We start from the raw sequence: 19,992 nt of genomic DNA, 5'->3' as shown, positions 1-19,992 counted from the left end.
AAAGCCTGCTTTTTTAATCTTTTTAACTGCTAGTGGTTACGTATCGTGACAAACTCTGGATACGCGTCAACCCCGCAGTCATGCTGGTCCATACCACTGAGTTCCTCTTCTTCGCTAACTCGGATCCCCATGGTCTTTTTCAAAAGCGCCCAGACCAAATAAGAGGTAACAAACACAAAACCGAGAATGGACATGAGACCAATTAACTGAGATACAAAATTGGCTTCGTCATTTGAAAATGGCACCATCATTACCCCTAAGCATCCACATACACCATGAACAGAAATAGCACCGACCGGATCATCAATTTTAAATTTATCCAATGTAACGATACTGAACACCACCAAACTGCCACCCAGTGCACCTATGATACATGCTAAAAGCGGTGTTGGAGAGGCAGGCTCCGCGGTAATACTCACCAACCCAGCCAGTGCACCATTTAAAATCATCGTTAAATCCGCTTTTTTCCACATAATTTTGCATACTAGTAGTGCTGATATCGCGCCTGCAGCAGCGGCAGCATTGGTATTGAGCATGATCTGACTCACCGCAATGGCGTTTTCTTTGTCTGCTATAAACAACTGAGACCCTCCGTTAAAGCCAAACCACCCCATCCATAAAATAAAGGTACCGAGTGTTGCTAGTGGTAAATTAGAACCAGGGATCGGGTATATTTCACCGTGCTTACCATACTTTCCTTTTCTCGCTCCCAATAGCAAAACTCCTGCAAGTGCAGCCGCAGCCCCCGCGCCATGAACAATTGCCGAACCAGCAAAGTCAACAAAACCCAGTTCAGATAAAAATCCAGCTCCCCAACTCCAATAACCTTGAATTGGATAAATAACACCAGTCAATACCACGGTAAACAATAAAAACGCCCATAGCTTCATCCGTTCGGCAACTGCGCCTGAGACAATAGACATAGCCGTGGCTACAAAAACTACCTGAAAGAAAAAATCAGACTCTAGTGCATGATCCGCATCCGCTGAGGCTTCGCCAATCAATGCTCCAAAACTTGGGACAAATCCACCTTCTGAATTTCCTACATACATAATGTTATAACCAATCAACAAATACATGGTGCAAGCGATCGCATACAATGCGATATTCTTGGTTAAAATTTCGGTGGTATTTTTTGATCTGACCAATCCCGCCTCTAACATGGCAAACCCCGCAGCCATCCACATCACTAAAACGCCCGATATCAAGAAGTAAAACGTGTTGAGCGAGAATTGTAATTCTATAATTGTGTTGTCCATCAGTTGCCTCTCAAATTGCTTCTTCGTCTAATTCGCCAGTACGGATCCGCACTATTTGCTCTAGGTCATACACAAAAATTTTACCATCGCCGATTTTTCCGGTATTGGCTGCTTGTGTTAACGTATCTACAACTCGCTGACAATTTTCACTGTGTGTTGCTATTTCGAGTTTTATTTTTGGAATAAAGTCGACTTGATACTCAGCACCTCGATATAACTCAGTGTGGCCTCGTTGTCTGCCAAACCCTTTGACATCGACAACCGTCATGCCTTCAATACCTAATTCGGCGAGCGCCTCGCGAACTTCATCCAATTTAAATGGCTTGATAATCGCACTTATCATTTTCATCGTTGACCTCCAGAGGAGTGTGATTCCTGTTGTTGATGGAATTCACAATCCAACCTTTGTGCCAATAAAATTAATTTTTATTAATCAATGAGATAAAACTTGAAATGAGATGGGGAATTGCAAAAAGTGCACTTAGGTGGTGCACTCTTCCAGTATTTGATTTGATTTGGTGCAGGCACCAACTGCACTATTGCGGCCTTGTGCTTTTGCTTGATACAAAGCTTTATCAGCGTGACGCATTACCTCACTCAACGTGGGAAATTCACATCTTGCGATACCTATACTTACAGTGCAATGTAACTTGTGTTCATCTATGGAGAAAATGTTCTTGGCAAACTTTCTTCGGAAGCCATCAAACGCAGCTTTTGCCTTCTGTATATCTTGCTCAGCTAACAACACAGCAAACTCCTCTCCACCGACTCGTGAAACGAGGCTATCTGAGAATGAATCCGTCAACAGCTGAGCAACTTGGGTAAGGATACTATCCCCACCTAAATGACCGTATTTATCATTGATTTCTTTAAACAGGTCCAAGTCTAGCAAGGCTAAACAGCTATGTTGTAAACCTGTTTTAAGCAATTTATCCATTTGTTGGCAGAAATAACGGCGGTTATATAAGCCTGTGAGATAATCTCGATGAGCATAATCTTTAATATCAGCAATTAAATTTAATTGCTCCATTGTTTGCATTACTCGGCAATGAAACTCTTCGTTCATAAAAGGTTTCATTAAAAAATCATTGGCACCATATTTAATAAACTTAGCAGAAAGGCCGTGAGTTCCAGCACCAGACAACCCTACAATCGCAAGGTCATCACGCCCCCGGAAATTACGCACCGCTTTGACCAATTCAAAACCATCCATCGTTGGCATAGCATAATCGGTAAGTAGGAGTTTAATTTCATGCTCAGCTTTTAGCATAGTAAGCGCTTGCTCACCATCTTGCGCTTCAAAAACTGTAAATAGCTGCTTTTCTAACATTTGCCTCATTACTGCTCGACTGATCATTGAGTCATCGGCAATGAGTGCTTTACAGCCCTGATTTCTTAACAATCGACTGACGAGTTTAATCGCATACAAGTAGGAATCACGATTATCCTTAATCACATAATCGACCACGCCCATTTCGAGCATCTGTTGGCGGCTATATTCATCAATTTTTGATGTCAGTACGACTGTGGGTACATTGTGGCTCAAAGTTAACTGCACCACCTCTGCGTCCATCGCATCAGGTAAAGTTAGATCGACCAAGGCCAAGGTGTAGCGGTTGCTTTTTAGTAATGCTTTACTTTCCTTGAGTGACCAAGCAAAGTCTATATCGACATTTAAATGTTGTGATGCCAAATGGCGTAAGATCTGTTGAACAACCTTACTATCTTCAACAATTAATACTTTTTGCATGGAAGCTTTCTCTAGTGACTGCAATGAGAGATGTAGTTACACAAGAATTTAACAGGGCTAAATACTTTAATACTACAGACATAAGGGTGAAATATACGCGATTTTTGTGACAAAAAAAACCTGCATCGCCCCTAATTGGTAAACAAATTGTAATAGGCTGCGAATATTGCTATTTAGTCTCATTCACTTTGAATTCAGCGTAAAAAAAGCATTAAATGGACACTATTAGTGAATTTTGAGGATTACCATGACCGCTGTACCTAAAATAATATCAGGTCTATTGTTGCTTTGCATTAGCGCAGCCAGTGCTGCCAATGTTAAACAAGCTGAAAAATTAAGTTTTGATATTGATCATCAAATTACCACAAAGCATAAAGCAACGATAAATGGCACACGCCTAAATTATACGGTCTCAACTGGTACGCAACCACTATGGGACAATGAAGGCAACCCAATCGCCTCACTACACTATACTTATTACAAAAAAGATAAGGTCAAAGATCTTTCTAAGCGCCCACTCCTTATCTCATTTAATGGTGGCCCAGGCTCAGCATCTGTATGGATGCACATCGCATATACCGGACCTAGAGTATTAAAAATCGATGATGAAGGCTTCCCTGTTCAACCCTACGGGCTTAGAGATAATCCATACTCGGTGTTAGACACAACCGACATCGTATTTGTAAACCCTGTCAATACTGGGTATTCAAGAATGCTACCTGACGGCAACGGAAAAATGCCAAGTAAAGAATTGCAAAAAAAGCAGTTTTTTGGAGTCAACGCTGATGTCAAATACCTTGCAACTTGGCTAAATACTTTTATCAACCGCCATGACAGAGCGCTATCGCCTAAGTTTTTGATCGGAGAAAGTTACGGTACGACACGTGTTGCTGGACTGGCTCATGAGCTGCAAAATAAGCAATGGATGTACTTAAATGGGGTTATTTTGGTCTCTCCTACCGATATTGGTATTAAGCGAGACGGACCTGTAAAAGCAGCAAATCGCTTGCCGTATTTCGCCGCCACTGCATGGTACCATAAAGCTCTCAGCGAGGAGCTGCAAAATAAAGACCTACTTGAACTGCTAGAAGAGGTCGAAGCTTATACACTGAACCACTATTTACCAGCCTTGGCCAAAGGTGCCATGATCAGCGCACAAGAGAAACAATCCGTGATCACTCAAGTTGCCAAGTATGCGGGTTTATCTGAGCTATTTGTCGCACAAAATAACTTGGACATTCCAAATTCCGCGTTTTGGAAAGAGCTTCTTCGCGAGAGAGAATTTACGGTCGGCCGACTAGATTCACGCTACCTGGGCATAGACAAACGTGCCGCTGGTGACATACCTGATTACTGGCCAGAGCTAACGTCTTGGTTGCATTCATTCACGCCAGCAATTAATCATTATTTCCGCCAAGAGCTAAATTATAAAACTGACATCAAATACAATATGTTTGGTCCAGTGCGTCCTTGGGATAGAACCAAAAATAACGTGGGTGAACGTTTGCGCTTAGCAATGGCACAAAACCCTTATCTACATGTTATGGTGCAGTCTGGATATTACGACGGTGCCACTAACTATTTTGATGGTAAATACAATTTATGGCATTTAGATCCAAGCGGCAAAATGCAAGAGCGTTTAAGCTTTAAAGGTTACCGCTCAGGTCATATGATGTATTTGCGTTATGAAGACCTTAAATTATCAAATCAAGACTTAAGAGATTTCATCTTAAAGGCAACACCTAAAGCTGGGCAGCCTGCGAAGTACTAATATCGTCAATGGTGTGAGGGCGTTGCTTTCACACCATATCAAGGTGCGAAGTACTCTGTTCTTTTAAACTTAGATGGCCCTTCGCGCTAAACCCCCCTCCTCTCTCTACAGAATAATTTGCCTTTACAACAATTCCCTTGCTCACATTGATCGCCGCCTCCAACTTCAACGGATTAATTCAATGCTTCCGATAACTTTTTGGGTATACTCTTCATATTAGAACGAAAATAGGATCATATATGAGTGACCAATTTAGAGTTGTCTTTGTAGGGTTTAATGCTGATACCGATAGCCAAAATGCTATGGAGAGTCTCGCTGTAAAATTAGGCGTGTCGAAAGAAAAAATTGTCGCGTTTACACAGGGCAAACCACTCTTTGGCGCCGCTGATAAGAACAAATGTTTGAAACAAGCTAAGCTGCTAGCAATTTACGGATTTCAAAGCAAAGTACAGCCGCTACAAAATAGTGCAACTAGCACAGCACAAGTCGATACTGCAGCCAACGAACGCGTCTTTGAAGCTCTTGATTACATAACCAGTAGCCTGATCCGCATTGAAGAAAAATTAGAAGAGCTAGAACAACGGATAGATGTACAAGCGAAAAGTATTGACGAAAAAGATGACGAACACTGGCAAAGCGACGAGCTGTTCGATGAGCTTGACTTAGAAACTAAGCCCAAGCCCAAATCTAAAAAGCTACTTTATACACTGTTAGTTATTTTATTTATATTGCTCATCGTACTTGGTTTCAGCCTCGCTTTCCCAGAGATGGTGAAGTTCTAATGCAAAAAAATTCAAGTTCAAACGTAGAAAGTTCTGAGTTAAGAAAAAATATTCGAATTGAAGTACGAAAACGAAGAAAGTCTCTAGATGAAAATTTTCAAACTCAAGCTGAATCCTCTCTAAATATTAGTTTTTTTCAACATATAAACCCAGCAAAAAACACCGCAATTGGGGTGTACCTTGCAAATGATGGCGAGCTTAAAACAAACCTTTTAATTCAATCACTTTGGGATAAAAATATCGCTGTTTTTTTACCCGTTATACACCCTTTTAGCGGCAAGACTTTGCTATTCCAAAGGTATGAAAAAAACTCAACCATGACTCAAAACCGCTATGCTATCTTAGAACCTAAATTGAATTGCAGTGAAATTTGCCCAATTGATCAACTTGATTTCTTACTCATGCCATTGGTCGCATTTGACGAACAAGGAAACAGGTTAGGTATGGGGGGCGGTTATTACGACAGAACCTTGGCAACATATTATAACCAAGGTTGGACAAAGCCTCGTTTGGTTGGACTTGCTCATGATTGCCAAAAAGTCAGTCAATTACCAATTGAAGCTTGGGACGTTCCTCTTCCTGCGATATTGACGCCGACTCAATATTACCAATGGGGCTAATTTACTGCCGTTGCTAAAAATAGTGCTATGTATGCAATTTATAGTCATACAACTCGAGTGTTTAAGCGTATAATCTCAGCTCAATTAAAGACAACAAAGTGATTACGTTATGACACAAGATGAAATGAAAAAAGCAGCCGCGTGGGCAGCCCTCGAACATGTAAAAGAAAATACAATTGTCGGTGTAGGTACAGGCTCCACGGTTAATCATTTTATAGACGCACTTGGAAGCATTAATGATGAAATAAAAGGTGCAGTCTCTAGTTCAGAAGCCTCAACTGAAAAGCTCAAAGCACTCGGTATTGAAGTATTTGAATTAAATGATGTAGCCCAACTTGACGTCTATGTTGATGGTGCCGATGAAATTAACGAGCACGGTCATATGATTAAAGGCGGCGGTGCGGCATTAACTCGTGAAAAAATCGTTGCGGCAGTTGCCAACAAATTTGTTTGTATTGTCGACGAAAGCAAACATGTTGACACATTAGGCAATTTTCCACTGCCTGTTGAAGTTATCCCAATGGCGCGTAGCTATGTAGCCAGAGAACTTCTTAAACTTGGTGGAGATCCTGTCTATCGCCAAGGTGTGATCACAGATAATGGCAACGTCATTTTAGATGTTCACGGATTAAATATTACAGATCCAAAAGCACTTGAAGAACAAATTAACCAAATCGTCGGTGTTGTCACAAATGGACTATTTGCCCATAGAGGAGCAAACACCGTAATAACAGGGACACCAAAAGGTCCACAAACTAGGTAATAGGAATGAGTCATGAGTAAGGTATCTTTGTCAAAAGATAAGATTAAAATTTTATTGTTAGAAGGCGTGCATCAAAGTGCGGTTGAAACATTGAAGCGCAATGGGTATAGCAATATCGAATACCTTAAGACATCGTTACCTGAAAGTGAATTAATTGAGCGTATTAAGCATGTTCATTTTGTCGGTATACGCTCGCGAACGCACCTAAATGAAGCAGTCCTAAATGCCGCTGAAAAGCTTGTTGCCGTGGGTTGTTTTTGCATCGGCACCAATCAAGTGAACTTAGAGGCAGCTAAGCGGCTTGGCATTGCGGTCTTTAATGCACCGTTTTCAAATACTCGTTCAGTTGCTGAATTAGTGTTAGGTGAAATTCTGTTACTACTTCGCGGAATTCCAAAACGTAATGCCATGGCACACCGTGGCCAGTGGTTCAAATCTGCCATTGGATCATTTGAAGCACGAGGTAAAACCTTAGGCATCATTGGGTACGGCCATATCGGCACCCAGTTGGGGATCATGGCCGAAAATATTGGCATGAAAGTAGAGTTTTATGACATCGAGGACAAGCTCACGCTAGGTAACGCACAACAGGTGCAGAACTTAACTCAGCTATTACAACGTGCAGACGTGATCAGTTTACATGTCCCAGAAACTCCGCAGACTAAAAACCTTATTGGCATGGCTGAAATTGAAGTGATGAAGCAAGGCGCTATTTTAATCAACGCGTCGCGCGGAACCGTCGTAGATATTGACGCGTTGGCAGAGGCACTACAACATGAAAAACTCGCTGGCGCCGCCATCGATGTGTTCCCTGTAGAGCCTAAATCAAACGATGAAGAGTTCACCTCTCCTCTCAGAGAGTTTGACAATGTTATCCTTACGCCGCATGTTGGAGGCTCAACACAAGAAGCCCAAGAGAATATTGGTATTGAAGTTGCTGGAAAGCTAGCCAAATATTCTGACAATGGTTCGACAGTAACCGCAGTGAACTTTCCTGAAGTATCTCTGCCTGAACTGTCAAATCGCAGCCGCTTATTACATGTTCATGAAAACAGACCAGGCGTACTGACTCAGATCAACCAAGCGTTTGCGCAACACGGAATAAATATCGCTGCACAGTACCTACAAACAGATGACTGTATAGGTTATGTTGTTATTGATGTGGATAGTGACCATTCTGAGGTCGCTTTAAAAGAACTTAGTGCTGTTGAGGGTACGATAAGAGCACGTATCCTTCACTAATTAAAAACCTATATTTACTTAAAGAAAAGCCGGCAAGTTGTCGGTTTTTTTATGGGTGACCAAAGAGGCACTTGACCGTGTCACACCGGCTCACCAAAAACAAAAAAGCTGCTTAAGAAGCAGCTTTTATACTCAGCATGATAACTTGGCATTAAGCCATGAAATCAACACCTTCTTTGATGTCTTTTTCAAGCGTAGCAAGCATATCGTCTTTTGCTTTTTGCTCAAATGCACTTAGCTCACCGTAAGGTAGTAGCTCTTCTACACCATTTTTACCAAGGCGGATAGGCTGTGCGAAGAATTCTGCGTCGCCTGTGTTACCTTCAACATAAGCGTACTCAAATACGTTCTCTTCGCCTTGTAGACCTTTAACAAGTGAGAAACAAAAACGCGCTGCTGCTGCACCCATAGAAAGCGTTGCAGAACCACCACCCGCTTTAGCTTCAACAACTTCAGTACCTGCATTTTGGATACGTGTAGTAAGAGAAGCAACTTCTTCGTCAGTGAACTCAACACCTTCTACTTGAGAAAGTAGAGGTAGGATAGTAGTACCTGAGTGACCACCGATAACCGGCACTTTAACTTCAGAAACGTCTAGGCCTTTTAGCTCAGCGATGAAAGTTTCAGCACGGATAACATCAAGAGTTGTTACACCGAATACGCGTGCAGCATCATAAGTGCCTGCTTTTTTGAATACTTCACGTACAATTGGCACAGTGCCATTTACAGGGTTTGTGATGATGCCAACGAACGCTTTAGGACAGTTCTTTACGATACCTTCAGCTAGAGTTCTAACGATACTCGCGTTTACATTGAACAGATCCGCACGGTCCATGCCAGGCTTACGTGGCATACCAGCAGGGATCAATACAATATCAGCACCAGCTAGTGCTGGGTCTAAATCGTCTTTTCCGTAGCCAGCTACATTAACAGCTGTTGGGATGTGAGAAAGATCAACGGCAACACCAGGAACAACCGGTGCAACATCATATAGTGCTAGCTCAGAGCCCGCAGGTAAACCGTTTTTAAGCAGAAGTGACAACGCTTGACCGATACCACCAGCGGCACCTAATACAGCAACTTTCATTATAATTCTCCATATATTGAAGGTAAGAATTTAGTGTGCAGTAAAGATAATGAAAAGCGCGGGTAAAGACAAATTAATCCGCATTATTTTCGAGATTTTTTCGACTATAGTTGTAAACAAGACACAACTTGTTGCAATTTGTCTTTACGATACTCCATGAAAATAACTCCAGCGTGAAAATTTGGGTAACTGAGATGATTTGTGTAAAATCGGGCAACCAAAATTGAAAGAAGAGATGTATATGCAAGCGCAAGACAAACAAGAAGCCTTAGTGAAAGCCTTTAAAGCACTTTTAAGAGAGGAAAACTTCGGTTCTCAAGGCGAAATCGTTGATGCGCTAAAAGATCAAGGCTTTGACAATATCAGCCAAAGTAAAGTGTCTAGAATGCTGAGTAAATTTGGTGCAGTCCGAACAAGAAATGCCAAACAAGAAATGGTTTATTGCCTTCCTGCAGAAATGGGCGTACCTACAGCGAAGAGCCCCCTGCGACAGCTAGTCATTGACATCATGCACAATGAAATGATGATCATAATCAGAACCAGTCCTGGAGCCGCTCAGCTAATCGCTCGCTTGCTAGACTCTTTGGGCAGTGCAGACGGTGTACTTGGCACAATAGCTGGCGATGACACAATTTTCATTGCACCAGCAAAAGTCTCTGAGATAGATGCAACATTAGAAAAAGTAAAAACCTTATTTGATAATGTGTAAGGCCTAGTCATCACTCATGATTTGCGCCATCTCAGATAAAAACTGCAAAGATGGTGCAAAAAAAGAGGCCCCCATATCCGCTTCAGAGTAATCCAAAAGTGGATCGTAGCAATCATGCCCCGACAATAAGCCAAATCGACTCATCAATACGGTTTCAAATGCGTTACCATGGGCTGCACAACTTAGGTTGATACTGCCCTGCTCAAACACATCACCAAATGGCATACTTTGATCAAGCAATAATACCAGACCTTGTGCATCCTTAAGCTCAGCGCGACTTGCGTGACTAAATGCAACTCGGGGCTCAATTAAATTATTGTCTAAGCGCGTACGCCCCATCAATGCCTCTTGCTCAGCAATCGCGAGTTGCTGCCACCGCGCCAAATCGAACTTAACTCTTTGAATATGGATATAGCTGCCTTGATGATCCATGCCATTAGGGTTATCAACTAAAGCCACTTTGCGTTTAAAGCGACCATGAGGCGACTCACTGGCGTAAATAAAACCATTGAAGTTGCGGCCATCTAAAAAGCGAAACCCTCGGACATGAGCAACAAGCTCTACACTGCCTGAAAGCATGTGTAACACACTTTGAGCAAATAAATGATTTACATCTTCTCTATCAGAACGGATCACGTAAAGTAGATCAAATGGCTGGCTATGAATGAGATGATCTGCAGATTTAATATGCGGAAAACTCTTTAATTCAGGCGGAATAAACTCAGGGTATATATGCGGCCAGTACTGGGCGCCAATAGCAACAAAGCTACTCAGCATAGACTCTGAAAACCTGTCGCTCAACTCATCTTGGAGTCGCCCTGCCTGCGCAAGCGCCTCTCGTACAGCTTCATCTTGCCCTTCAAGTACATTGAAGAATAAATGTAAGCCATGCAAGTTTGCCTCTGCACAGATCCCCGATTGCGGCTGGGCCATACCTTTTCCCTATCGTTATTCGTTCTAAGAAAAGAAATTTACCGCATGAGGCTTAATTTTTAAAGAGATAGGTTTAGACAAATCTAAAGGGTTGTCAGCTGGCTTAGCAATTTCCAATTGCTGTCCTTGAAGCTCGATGGCGTATAAATATTCTGTGCCTACAAACCTTTCTTGATTTACTTTTATCTCACCACTGTCGGTATTGTATAATTCAATATGGCTCGGCCTAACAAAGATTTTCCCTTTATTTTGAGCATTTTGTTGTTGTGTTAAAGAGTCAACCAGTCCAAATTGAGTTTGGAAAGAGCCATTTCCAGAATGTGTCGCGTCCAGGTATATTCCTCGCCCTAAAAACTCTGCCACAATCTGATTCTTCGGTTGTTGAAATAGCTCGGTTGGACAACCTAGCTGCGCAATTTTACCCTGATGCATAATCGCGAGACGGTCCGAAAAAGCAAAAGCCTCATCTTTAGAGTGACTGACAAAAATCGCCGATACTTTTTGATCTTTAATAATACTGCGTATATCACTGATCAACTGAAATCTTACTTGCGCATCTATGTTAGAAAAAGGCTCATCTAACAGTAAAAGGCTAGGCCTATAAGCCAACGCTCTGGCTATTGCGACACGTTGCTGTTGGCCACCAGAGAGTTCGTGAGGAAAGCGCTTTGCATACGCCCCCAAGTGCACAAGCTCAAGCATTTCATCTACACGAGATTGTTTTTCGACTCGGCTTAGTTTACGCAAACCAAACGCAACGTTTTGCGCAACCGTCAAGTGTGGAAACAGCGCATAATCCTGAAACATCATGCCCACATTACGATGCTGCGGTGCGACAAATTCCCTATCCCCATTCACCTGTTTTTGGCCAATACGTATCACACCATTTTGCGGCCTGATCAAACCAGCGATTGCCTTCAAAGTGGTGGTTTTACCGCAGCCACTGGCACCCAGTAAACAGACAATTTCATTCTCTTTTACTTGCAGATCAAGGTTGTCTATAACGGCGTGTCCGTCATAGCTATATTGCAATGATTCAATTGAAAGACTGTGCATTATGTTTGTTGCTCCATTGAGCGATTCACTAAATAAAGGGGAATTAATCCAACCAGCACTATAAACAACGCCGAAATAGAAGCGAGTTCCAATTGCTCATCGCTGACAAACTGAAACACATGTGTCGCTAAGGTTTCAAAATTAAATGGTCTGAGTAACAGTGCCGCTGGTAATTCTTTCATGCACTCAATAAAGACCAATAACCCAGCAGTGAGGATGCCTCGCTTAAGCAATGGTATATGAACGCGACCAAGTGTTTGTAAATTGTTTTTACCTAGCGATGCACTGGCCATATCGATGCTTGGACTAATCCGAACAAAACTAGCCTCTACAGCACCATGTGCAATCGCATAAAAACGCACCACATAAGCAAATACCATAGCAAAAATAGTACCGCTCAGTAGTAGACCCGGCTCAAAGCTTGTGCCACTAAACCATTGATTTAGATAGTCATCAAATAAAGTTAGCGGAAGTAATACGGCAATTGCCAAAACAGTGCCAGGTAAGGCATAGCCCATACTTGCTACTTTTCCAGGTACTCCTTTTGACTTTTGGTCGCCCACTCTTTGATAAAAAACCACTAGAATACTGAGTAAGATAGCGATAATACTGACGTAAAAACTAATTTTTAGACTTTGCCATGCATAATTAAAAAACGCGTCATTCCAAGCTTGATCGAAATAGTCTATGGCATAAGAAAACAGTACACCTACAGGAATAAAAAACGCCAATATTAAAACTAAGCTACAAAACGTGGTGGCTAGCCACCCACTTTTACCACTGAGTTCGTATAAACTCGTATCGTTAACGCTGCTTTGGCGTTCATGCACCACATTACTTTTGCGGCTCATTTTTTCTAAGGTCAAGGCGACGAACAAAAACAGCAACATAATGCCTGATATTTTCGCAGCGGCGGTAAGGGAATAATAGCCAAGCCAAGTATCATATACGGCTGTTGTTAACGTGCTTACAGCAAAATAGTGTACAGTTGCGAAGTCAGCCATGGTCTCCATACTGATCAACGCAAGTGCGGCAACGATGGCTCCTCGAGACAAAGGCAAACTGACTTTTAAAAAGCTCTGAAATGGGGATAACCCCATTAATTGACTCGCTTGCACAAGCTTAAAAGACTGCTCTCTCAAAGCTGTTTTAAAAATCAAATATAAATAAGGGTAAAGAACGAGAGCTATCATGACAATAGCACCTGGCAAGGTACGTATATCAAAAAACCAATAGTCGTCAGGACTTGACCATCCAAACCAATCTCTTAAAAAGATTTGCACTGGGCCTGCATAATCGAGCATATCGGTATAAACATAAGCGATAATATAGGTCGGCATCGCAAGTGGCAGCATCAATGCCCACTCAAAGATTCGTTTGCCGGGAAAATGGCAATAGGCGGTCAACCAACCAAGAGGTAGCGCGATCAGCGCACTGAGTAGAAGCACACCGGCAATAAGCCAAACTGTATTGCTGATATAGTCCCATAGAACTGTATTCCACAGGTGTGAGAATACTTCCGACTCTCCTTGTAATGATTCAAAAATGAGAAACGCCAGCGGGGTGGACAGGCAAATACCTATCACCCACGCTGTTATCTGCCAATTCGACAGTTTATTTTTTAGCTGCATTAAAGGTCAAATTTTACCTCATCGATTAGCTTAAGCGCTAATGGACGGTATTTACTAATTTCAGCAAGTGGCAAGCTGTCTTCCTTAAACGCTCCCCATGACGCTACCATTTTAGATAATTCGACGCCCGGTTTAACCGGATATTCCATATTCGTCGATGCATACATGTTTTGAGCCTTATTGTCCGTCATAAACTCTATGAGTTTCAAGGCATTTTCTTTATTTTTTGCATACTTGGTTAAGACCACGCCTGACACATTTAAATGAGAGCCGCGATTTTTTTGGTTAGGGAAGTTGATGTAAACAGAGTCAGCCCAAGACTTTTGTTTGTCATCTGTCATCATTTTACCAAAGTAGTAGCTGTTACCCAGTGCAACATCACACAGGCCTTCTTTCACTGCTTTAACTTGTGCACGGTCATTACCCTGGGGCTTACGGGCCAAGTTGTTTTTCACGCCAACTAACCACTCTTTTGTTTGGGCTTCACCGTGGTGAGCAATCATTGATGCAACAAGACCTAAGTTGTATGGATGCTTACCAGAGCGAGTGCAAATTTTTCCTTTAAATTTAGGATCCGCCAATTCTTCGTAGCTAAGAGATTCCAATTTTCCTAAACGCGACTTGGACGAGTAGACATTGCGCACTCGCTTAGTCAAAGCGACCCACTGCCCTTGAGGATCTCTAAATGAAGCTGGAATATTGCCCTCAACCGTTTTACTGGCAATTTTTTGCGTGAGACCTAAGTCTTCCAGTTGGATCATTGCGCTAAAGTTAGAAGTCAAAACCAAATCCGCACGAGAGTGCTTTCCTTCACGTTTCACACGCTCAATCAAGCCTTTTTTTGCAAAAACAACATTAGTTTTAATCCCTGTTTGCTTAGTAAAATCATCCAAGATAGGCTGTATTAAAAAAGGTTGGCGAAATGAATAGATGTTTACTTCATCCGCTGCGAAGGCTGGCATGCAGGTCATAGCGGTCAATATTGTGGCGATAGCTCGTTTCATGAAGGCTCCAAATCCAAACAATTATTATTATCAACTGATTCTAACGCGATTATACATAAATTACATCCCACTGAGGTGAGTGACTCAAATTATTATTGCCGTATAAAGACAATTTATATGTAAGATATGTCTCACTCTGTATGTAGAAATCGAGTAATCTACACTAGATTTAACTGCCCTCAAATTAGGAACCTATTGTTATTTAATAATTTTTAATTATTAAATAGAACATAGACCTTTTTTCATAATCTTCAAGCCAATGTTTAATAGCTCAAAGCAGCATATACTGTAACTGTCTTTAAGGGAGAGACGTCGCAAGGAAAAAGGATGTGGTAAGCACCACATGGAATGGATCCCTTTATGGAGTATGGAACTAGGATTATGATGTATTTGCAGGACGCAAATATTTAAGTAAGGATGTTCACAAAATCAGGATGTCAGGACTTAATGGAATTGGATAGGGTAATGGAGCAGCCCATAAGGAATGATTGCAGGGTAATATCAAACATTGGATGTTTTGATGCAACTTTGGATGGGGTTAGGAAAACCCAAGTGGATATGTGCAGGATGCGCAATAATTCGCAGAACCAAAACACCAAGCGAATTGTATGGAAATGAATTAGGGAGTTGAGTTATTCAACATAGCAGGATGCTGTTTAGAAGATTCCGTCAAGCGCGGCTCGAAAGAGTCGCGCTATCTTCGTGTTTGCTTTAAGCTTCAATGAACTTACTACGCTTCCCTCTTAAATACGCATCTCTAAAATCTATAAAGTGCTCGGTGAGATTCTCAGCGGCTTCAGATTCACCATTTTCGGCCAAAACGATACATGCTACCTCAGCTGTGCCCAACTGATGTTCATGGGGGGCAACTCTTAACTTATAGTTAGACATACTCTGTGGTGATATTGACAACACGGGAAACTTGTCAAGATAAGGGCTTTTTCTGAACATTTTTTTTGCTTCGCGCCAAGTACCGTCTAGAAAAATATATAGTGGTTTTTTTGTCGCTTCGCGGTGCACTTTTTTAATCAGGCGTTGAGGCTCGACATTGTCTTTGGGAAAAACAATGATAGGTTGATATTGTGGGTTTTCTAATAGAGCAATTAAAGCGCTATCTGGCTCGGTTCTGTCCCACCTAAAAGCATGATTATCAGGCACAATATCCGCGATCAAACGCCCTGTATTGGATGGTTTAAAGCTCTCGTTGTGATACATTAATAAACATACAGCACTGGAGCACTGAGCTTGCTTCACCCCGGCACAGATACACAAAGGTTCAGCTAATAAACATGTCTCGCAACGAGCAAGCTTAGAGCCACGAGCTTTAAACTCTCTTTTCGATTCAGAAATTTGCTGCGTGCGCAGTGCCAATACAGAATTGCCCAAAATAATCTCCCATATAAAACGACAGGCCATTGTACCAAGTCTGACAATAAAAGGATAAAGCATTTATTATGAAGGTTAATCAATCAAACAGACTTAAGTATCGGCTCCTCACCCCTGCCGATAGTCAATTACTCTTTAGACTGGACCAAGACCCAAAAGTGATGCAGTTCATCAACGGTGGCAAGGTCACTTCCCAAGAAGATATAGACACTATCTTCATACCCCGACTCAATCAGTTCACCAATGTAGACAAAGGCTGGGGGTTATGGGGCTGCTTCTTAACAGATAACAATGAATTTATCGGTTGGATTTTGGTACGCCCAATGGACTTTTTTACTGAGCACAGAGATGACTCTAACTTAGAGATAGGCTGGCGGTTTATGCAATCAAGTTGGGGAAGGGGTTACGCTACAGAAGCCGCAATGCAGATCGCTGGCGCGCTAGCCGAGCACCACTGTGCAAACAAGTTGACGGCGATTGCACTCGAAGACAATAGCGGATCGATAAAGATTATGAAAAAAATAGGCTTAGAATACGTTACGACTACCGTTCATAGCGACCCACTAGGGAGCGCGGAAGTTGTCGTCTATGAAAAACCACTCATTACTTGAGGAAAAAAGAGCGGGGACCCCCGCTCTATCTTTTACATTGATAAATAAATAACTAAGAAAGCGCCAAGCGCCAATCTATAGATAACGAACGGCAACATACCCATTTTCTCGATGACCTTTAAGAAAAAGTGAATACATGCATAAGCTGCGAAAAATGACAGAACTGCACCAGTCACAATGTCTGAGACATTAAACTCATCTCCCTCTGAGAGTAGCTTATAGGTCAAATAACTGCCTGCAGCGGCAATAACTGGGATTGACATTAAAAAAGAAAAACGTGCTGCACTTTGCTTGTTAAGGCCCATCATCAATCCTATCGTCATTGTGATCCCTGAACGTGACGTTCCGGGCAGCAACATCGCGATGACTTGAGACAAACCAATACACAGCGCCATAAACCAGTTTATTTGATAAATCGTTTTTATTTGTTTGGCCGTTTTATCGGCATACCAAAGTAACAAACCAAAACCGATAGTTGTGCCCGCTATGATCCATGCATTTCGCGAGTATTCTTCCACAAAATCTTTCGCAAAATAGCCAATGAGCAGTGAAGGTAAAGTCGCGAGCAAAATAAACCACCCCAGCTTACTATCATCTGTTGTCCCCTGACTGCCAAATGATTTAAACCAGGCGGTAAGGATCTCTGCGACTTCTTTTCGGAAGTAAATAATGACCGCGAATAACGTACCGACATGAACGGCCACATCAAAAGCAAGACCTTGATCCTGCCACCCAAATACTTGTGAAGGTAATATCAAGTGTGCTGAACTTGATATTGGCAAAAACTCAGTTAGACCCTGAATTAATGCTAAAACAATAATTTCAATAATACTCATAACAGTTACAGCTCCACTTTCCATAGTTTTTGGTTTGGATTATGATAATTCTCCCATAGAGAAGATATGCTTTCACCAGTTGTTGGTAGTGTGACATGACCACCGACTTCGGATAATGGCAACAATACAAATGCATTCTTAGAGATCTCATCCCGCGGCAACTGAGCGGGCTGATCGCAAATTAGGTCATCATACAACAGCAGATCCAAATCCAAAGTTCGTGGGCTGAATTTCTTATCTCCAGGCGTTCGACCATTATCACGCTCGATTTGCTTTAGTAATTTGCAAACTTCTTCTACACCCATTTTGGTGTTTGCTGCAAATACTGAGTTATAGAAATTCCGACCATTAAAACCTACAGGCTCACTCTCATATACATTGGAGTGTTTGTAACTGGGAAAATGATCTATCAGAGCCGCAAGCCCATTTTTAAAATGTCGTTCTCTATCAACATTGGAGCCAATGCTAATGTATATTTCTGCCATGCTACTTTTTCCGATAAATTTCAATGCCGACAGTCTTAGCCTGTGTGACCGCAGCAGGTTTACTGACTTTAATTCGAACATCACTCACTGAAAACTCAGCTAATATCATTGCAGCTAACTTTTCCAATAACGTTTCTAAAAGCTCTACTTGTGTTGTTTCTGATAAAGTGATTACACGTTCACTTACCTTTGCGTAATCAACTGCAAGGTTGATGTCATCAGTCTGCGCTGCTGGGGTAATATCTGTAGACATTTCAATATCAAAATAAAGGCTCTGTTTACTTTCTTTCTCAAAGTCGTAAACTCCTATTATGGTCTCGACGTGCAGTTGCGAGATATAGACCTTGTCCATGTATACTCCTAGCATGACTAATATGGGTCGGCGCAATAATTTAGGCCGGGTAAAAAGAATCGCGATCATAGCCCAAAACAAAGCAATAAAAAATAAGGAAGCTTGTGTTAGTCATATTAATGTGTATTTGTGCTTATTTATTTGGATCGATTTCCTCTGCGATTTTGATTTCGAGGATGTTTAGGCTACCCGATCCTCGCTTTTCTGGCTCCAATAACCCTGGAGCCACTAACGTTTTGCGTATAGGCGGTAAACTCCCCGCAGCACTTGTACTTATTTTTGATGTATTAAAAGGGACTATTCCTGTTTGGGGCGCTTACTTTTTAAACATTGAGCCAGTTTGGCTTGGTGCGGTTGCTGTCAGTGCTTGCCTTGGCCACATTTACCCGATTTTTTTTCACTTCAACGGTGGTAAGGCGGTAGCCACTGCATTTGGTGCACTATTGCCGATCGGCGTGTCATTAGCTGGACTGCTTATTTTAACCTGGCTGCTTGTACTTTGGGCGTTTCGCTACTCTTCTCTTGCTGCCATAGTCACAGTTATTACAGCACCTTTTTATACATGGTTCATTAAGCCCCAATATACATTACCAGTTGCTTTTTTAACCGTTTTGATTATCTTCAGACATCGAGCAAACATAACTAGGCTCCTGCAAGGAAAGGAGCCTAAAGTCGGTAAGAAAACGCCTAAAAAAGATTAAGAGATTGCCGGCAAACTATCCAACGGCCAGCGGGGCTGTGTTTTCATATCTAAAGGGGCTGTATGGCCAGCTTTCAGACGTTGCATACCTGCAAAGGCTATCATCGCACCATTATCTGTGCAAAACTCAGTACGAGGGTAATAGACCCGTCCTTTCATCCCTTGCATCATACGTTCAAGCTTGGTTCTCAACTCCACATTTGCGCTCACACCACCGGCAATAACCAGTCGCTTTATACCCGTTTGTTTTAGGGCTCGTTTGCACTTAATTGCTAGCGTATCAATCACGGCACTTTGAAAAGCGTGAGCAATATCGGCCTTAGTCTGTAAATCATCACCTTCATTTTTAATGGTGTTTGCCGCTGCCGTTTTAAGACCGCTGAAACTAAAGTCTAAACCGGGCCTATCAGTCATTGGCCTTGGAAATACAAACCTATCAGCTGTGCCCTGTGTAGCTAGTTTTGCTAAAAGAGGACCTCCAGGATAATCCAGTCCCAGTAGCTTAGCCGTTTTATCAAATGCTTCCCCAGCCGCATCATCCACCGACTCGCCTAAGATTTCATACTCACCTATTCCAGCAACTTTAACCATCATGGTATGACCACCTGAGACGAGCAGTGCCACAAATGGAAATTCAGGCTTTTCTTCTTCCAACATAGGCGCGAGTAAATGGCCTTCCATATGGTGTACTGCCACCGCGGGAATATTCCAGCCAAATGCCAAAGAACGCCCAATAGACGTACCAACAAGAAGTGCACCAACTAACCCTGGGCCCGCCGTATATGCAATTCCGTCTAATGAATCCGGGCCACACCCAGCTTGTTTAAACGCAGCTTCAATCAGCGGAATAGTTTTGCGAACATGATCCCGAGAAGCAAGCTCAGGCACGACACCACCATAATCCGCATGTACCTTTACCTGACTATATAATTGATGTGCGAGTAACCCCTGCTCATCATCATAAATTGCAATACCAGTTTCATCACAAGAAGATTCAATACCTAAAATACGCAAC

General features: G+C 42.1%; 21 protein-coding genes. 8 read left to right on the top strand and 13 right to left on the bottom strand.

Going from position 1 to position 19,992, the window contains the following annotated elements; translation table 11 throughout:
* Positions 1 to 29: 29 nt before the first annotated feature.
* The 3 genes from MHN81_RS16080 to MHN81_RS16070 form a co-directional block, all read right to left on the bottom strand.
* Entirely contained in the window at positions 30 to 1,259 is a 1,230-nt protein-coding gene (locus MHN81_RS16080; protein ID WP_239426203.1) for an ammonium transporter, read from the bottom strand.
* A gap of 10 nt (positions 1,260 to 1,269) precedes the next feature.
* Entirely contained in the window at positions 1,270 to 1,608 is a 339-nt protein-coding gene (locus tag MHN81_RS16075; RefSeq protein WP_023399545.1) for a P-II family nitrogen regulator, read from the bottom strand.
* Positions 1,609 to 1,740: 132 nt separating this feature from the next.
* Positions 1,741 to 3,009 carry a response regulator gene (locus MHN81_RS16070; RefSeq protein ID WP_239426202.1) on the bottom strand — a complete coding sequence of 423 codons (1,269 nt, stop codon included), beginning with the start codon at positions 3,007 to 3,009 and terminating at the stop codon, positions 1,741 to 1,743.
* Between the two features lie 247 nt (positions 3,010 to 3,256).
* Between MHN81_RS16070 and MHN81_RS16065 the strand changes: the two genes are divergently transcribed.
* The 5 genes from MHN81_RS16065 (at position 3,257) to serA (ending at position 8,187) form a co-directional block, all read left to right on the top strand.
* Positions 3,257 to 4,780, top strand: coding sequence for a carboxypeptidase C (cathepsin A) (locus MHN81_RS16065; protein WP_023399543.1), 1,524 nt, complete (start codon positions 3,257 to 3,259; stop codon positions 4,778 to 4,780).
* A gap of 239 nt (positions 4,781 to 5,019) precedes the next feature.
* Positions 5,020 to 5,562, top strand: a complete 543-nt coding sequence (locus MHN81_RS16060; RefSeq protein ID WP_239426201.1) for a hypothetical protein — start codon at positions 5,020 to 5,022, stop codon at positions 5,560 to 5,562.
* Positions 5,562 to 6,182: a 5-formyltetrahydrofolate cyclo-ligase gene (locus MHN81_RS16055; RefSeq protein ID WP_239426200.1), complete on the top strand. Its 621-nt coding sequence runs from the start codon at positions 5,562 to 5,564 to the stop codon at positions 6,180 to 6,182. The genes MHN81_RS16060 and MHN81_RS16055 overlap by 1 nt, the downstream gene beginning before the upstream one ends.
* Positions 6,183 to 6,291: 109 nt before the next feature.
* Positions 6,292 to 6,945 carry a ribose-5-phosphate isomerase RpiA gene (gene rpiA / locus MHN81_RS16050; RefSeq protein ID WP_239426199.1) on the top strand — a complete coding sequence of 218 codons (654 nt, stop codon included), beginning with the start codon at positions 6,292 to 6,294 and terminating at the stop codon, positions 6,943 to 6,945.
* A gap of 12 nt (positions 6,946 to 6,957) precedes the next feature.
* Complete coding sequence (gene serA / locus MHN81_RS16045; protein ID WP_023399539.1) at positions 6,958 to 8,187, top strand: phosphoglycerate dehydrogenase; 1,230 nt, start codon at positions 6,958 to 6,960, stop codon at positions 8,185 to 8,187.
* 151 nt (positions 8,188 to 8,338) lie between these two features.
* Here serA and mdh read toward each other — a convergent pair whose 3' ends face one another.
* Positions 8,339 to 9,274 (bottom strand): malate dehydrogenase, encoded by a 936-nt coding sequence (gene mdh, locus MHN81_RS16040; RefSeq protein WP_023399538.1) that lies wholly within the window; start codon positions 9,272 to 9,274, stop codon positions 8,339 to 8,341.
* Positions 9,275 to 9,515: 241 nt separating this feature from the next.
* On the opposite strand from mdh, the gene argR reads away from it, so the two are divergent.
* A complete protein-coding gene (gene argR, locus MHN81_RS16035; protein WP_023399537.1) occupies positions 9,516 to 9,983 on the top strand; it encodes a transcriptional regulator ArgR in 468 nt (155 codons plus the stop codon).
* 3 nt (positions 9,984 to 9,986) lie between these two features.
* Here the strand turns inward: argR and MHN81_RS16030 are convergent, their stop codons facing one another.
* From MHN81_RS16030 to MHN81_RS16010, 5 genes are all read right to left on the bottom strand, one after another.
* On the bottom strand, positions 9,987 to 10,916 hold the full coding sequence (locus tag MHN81_RS16030) for a Dyp-type peroxidase (protein WP_023399536.1): 930 nt from the start codon (positions 10,914 to 10,916) through the stop codon (positions 9,987 to 9,989).
* Between the two features lie 24 nt (positions 10,917 to 10,940).
* The gene (locus tag MHN81_RS16025; RefSeq protein WP_023399535.1) at positions 10,941 to 11,972 is read right to left on the bottom strand and encodes an ABC transporter ATP-binding protein; all 1,032 of its coding nucleotides are present in this window, start codon (positions 11,970 to 11,972) and stop codon (positions 10,941 to 10,943) included.
* Entirely contained in the window at positions 11,972 to 13,603 is a 1,632-nt protein-coding gene (locus MHN81_RS16020) for an iron ABC transporter permease (RefSeq protein ID WP_023399534.1), read from the bottom strand. The genes MHN81_RS16025 and MHN81_RS16020 overlap by 1 nt, the downstream gene beginning before the upstream one ends.
* Positions 13,603 to 14,607 (bottom strand): Fe(3+) ABC transporter substrate-binding protein, encoded by a 1,005-nt coding sequence (locus MHN81_RS16015; protein WP_023399533.1) that lies wholly within the window; start codon positions 14,605 to 14,607, stop codon positions 13,603 to 13,605. Before MHN81_RS16015 ends, MHN81_RS16020 begins: the two co-directional genes overlap by 1 nt.
* 711 nt (positions 14,608 to 15,318) lie before the next feature.
* Complete coding sequence (locus tag MHN81_RS16010; RefSeq protein ID WP_036976298.1) at positions 15,319 to 15,993, bottom strand: DTW domain-containing protein; 675 nt, start codon at positions 15,991 to 15,993, stop codon at positions 15,319 to 15,321.
* Between the two features lie 68 nt (positions 15,994 to 16,061).
* Here MHN81_RS16010 and MHN81_RS16005 point away from each other — a divergent pair, with 68 nt between their 5' ends.
* On the top strand, positions 16,062 to 16,604 hold the full coding sequence (locus tag MHN81_RS16005; RefSeq protein WP_023399531.1) for a GNAT family N-acetyltransferase: 543 nt from the start codon (positions 16,062 to 16,064) through the stop codon (positions 16,602 to 16,604).
* A 32-nt stretch (positions 16,605 to 16,636) separates the two neighbouring features.
* On the opposite strand, the gene MHN81_RS16000 is transcribed toward MHN81_RS16005, so the two are convergent.
* From MHN81_RS16000 to folB, 3 genes are read right to left on the bottom strand one after another with little or no spacing between them, the layout of a single operon-like run.
* Complete coding sequence (locus tag MHN81_RS16000; protein ID WP_023399530.1) at positions 16,637 to 17,440, bottom strand: undecaprenyl-diphosphate phosphatase; 804 nt, start codon at positions 17,438 to 17,440, stop codon at positions 16,637 to 16,639.
* Positions 17,441 to 17,445: 5 nt separating this feature from the next.
* Positions 17,446 to 17,925, bottom strand: coding sequence for a 2-amino-4-hydroxy-6-hydroxymethyldihydropteridine diphosphokinase (folK, locus tag MHN81_RS15995; protein ID WP_239426198.1), 480 nt, complete (start codon positions 17,923 to 17,925; stop codon positions 17,446 to 17,448).
* Position 17,926: 1 nt separating this feature from the next.
* Positions 17,927 to 18,277, bottom strand: coding sequence for a dihydroneopterin aldolase (gene folB / locus MHN81_RS15990; RefSeq protein WP_239426197.1), 351 nt, complete (start codon positions 18,275 to 18,277; stop codon positions 17,927 to 17,929).
* A gap of 104 nt (positions 18,278 to 18,381) precedes the next feature.
* On the opposite strand from folB, the gene plsY reads away from it, so the two are divergent.
* Positions 18,382 to 18,978, top strand: coding sequence for a glycerol-3-phosphate 1-O-acyltransferase PlsY (gene plsY / locus MHN81_RS15985; protein ID WP_023399527.1), 597 nt, complete (start codon positions 18,382 to 18,384; stop codon positions 18,976 to 18,978).
* Here plsY and tsaD read toward each other — a convergent pair.
* Complete coding sequence (gene tsaD, locus MHN81_RS15980; RefSeq protein ID WP_023399526.1) at positions 18,975 to 19,991, bottom strand: tRNA (adenosine(37)-N6)-threonylcarbamoyltransferase complex transferase subunit TsaD; 1,017 nt, start codon at positions 19,989 to 19,991, stop codon at positions 18,975 to 18,977. The two genes, plsY and tsaD, sit on opposite strands and share 4 nt — an antisense overlap.
* Position 19,992: the final 1 nt, after the last annotated feature.

This window comes from Pseudoalteromonas sp. Of7M-16 (assembly GCF_022347805.1).
In the GTDB taxonomy this organism is placed as follows: domain Bacteria; phylum Pseudomonadota; class Gammaproteobacteria; order Enterobacterales; family Alteromonadaceae; genus Pseudoalteromonas; species Pseudoalteromonas luteoviolacea_F.
The sequence above is the reverse complement of the archived record's forward strand: the minus strand, read 5'-3'. Positions and strand labels throughout refer to the sequence as shown.

Excerpts from the sequence above, each read along its gene's own strand:
- MHN81_RS16080 (WP_239426203.1), bottom strand. The coding sequence starts at position 1,259 with ATGGACAACACAATTATAGAATTACAATTCTCGCTCAACACGTTTTAC.
- MHN81_RS16075 (WP_023399545.1), bottom strand. The coding sequence starts at position 1,608 with ATGAAAATGATAAGTGCGATTATCAAGCCATTTAAATTGGATGAAGTT.
- MHN81_RS16070 (WP_239426202.1), bottom strand. The coding sequence starts at position 3,009 with ATGCAAAAAGTATTAATTGTTGAAGATAGTAAGGTTGTTCAACAGATC.
- MHN81_RS16065 (WP_023399543.1), top strand. The coding sequence starts at position 3,257 with ATGACCGCTGTACCTAAAATAATATCAGGTCTATTGTTGCTTTGCATT.
- MHN81_RS16060 (WP_239426201.1), top strand. The coding sequence starts at position 5,020 with ATGAGTGACCAATTTAGAGTTGTCTTTGTAGGGTTTAATGCTGATACC.
- MHN81_RS16055 (WP_239426200.1), top strand. The coding sequence starts at position 5,562 with ATGCAAAAAAATTCAAGTTCAAACGTAGAAAGTTCTGAGTTAAGAAAA.
- rpiA (WP_239426199.1), top strand. The coding sequence starts at position 6,292 with ATGACACAAGATGAAATGAAAAAAGCAGCCGCGTGGGCAGCCCTCGAA.
- serA (WP_023399539.1), top strand. The coding sequence starts at position 6,958 with ATGAGTAAGGTATCTTTGTCAAAAGATAAGATTAAAATTTTATTGTTA.
- mdh (WP_023399538.1), bottom strand. The coding sequence starts at position 9,274 with ATGAAAGTTGCTGTATTAGGTGCCGCTGGTGGTATCGGTCAAGCGTTG.
- argR (WP_023399537.1), top strand. The coding sequence starts at position 9,516 with ATGCAAGCGCAAGACAAACAAGAAGCCTTAGTGAAAGCCTTTAAAGCA.
- MHN81_RS16030 (WP_023399536.1), bottom strand. The coding sequence starts at position 10,916 with ATGGCCCAGCCGCAATCGGGGATCTGTGCAGAGGCAAACTTGCATGGC.
- MHN81_RS16025 (WP_023399535.1), bottom strand. The coding sequence starts at position 11,972 with ATGCACAGTCTTTCAATTGAATCATTGCAATATAGCTATGACGGACAC.
- MHN81_RS16020 (WP_023399534.1), bottom strand. The coding sequence starts at position 13,603 with ATGCAGCTAAAAAATAAACTGTCGAATTGGCAGATAACAGCGTGGGTG.
- MHN81_RS16015 (WP_023399533.1), bottom strand. The coding sequence starts at position 14,607 with ATGAAACGAGCTATCGCCACAATATTGACCGCTATGACCTGCATGCCA.
- MHN81_RS16005 (WP_023399531.1), top strand. The coding sequence starts at position 16,062 with ATGAAGGTTAATCAATCAAACAGACTTAAGTATCGGCTCCTCACCCCT.
- MHN81_RS16000 (WP_023399530.1), bottom strand. The coding sequence starts at position 17,440 with ATGAGTATTATTGAAATTATTGTTTTAGCATTAATTCAGGGTCTAACT.
- folK (WP_239426198.1), bottom strand. The coding sequence starts at position 17,925 with ATGGCAGAAATATACATTAGCATTGGCTCCAATGTTGATAGAGAACGA.
- folB (WP_239426197.1), bottom strand. The coding sequence starts at position 18,277 with ATGGACAAGGTCTATATCTCGCAACTGCACGTCGAGACCATAATAGGA.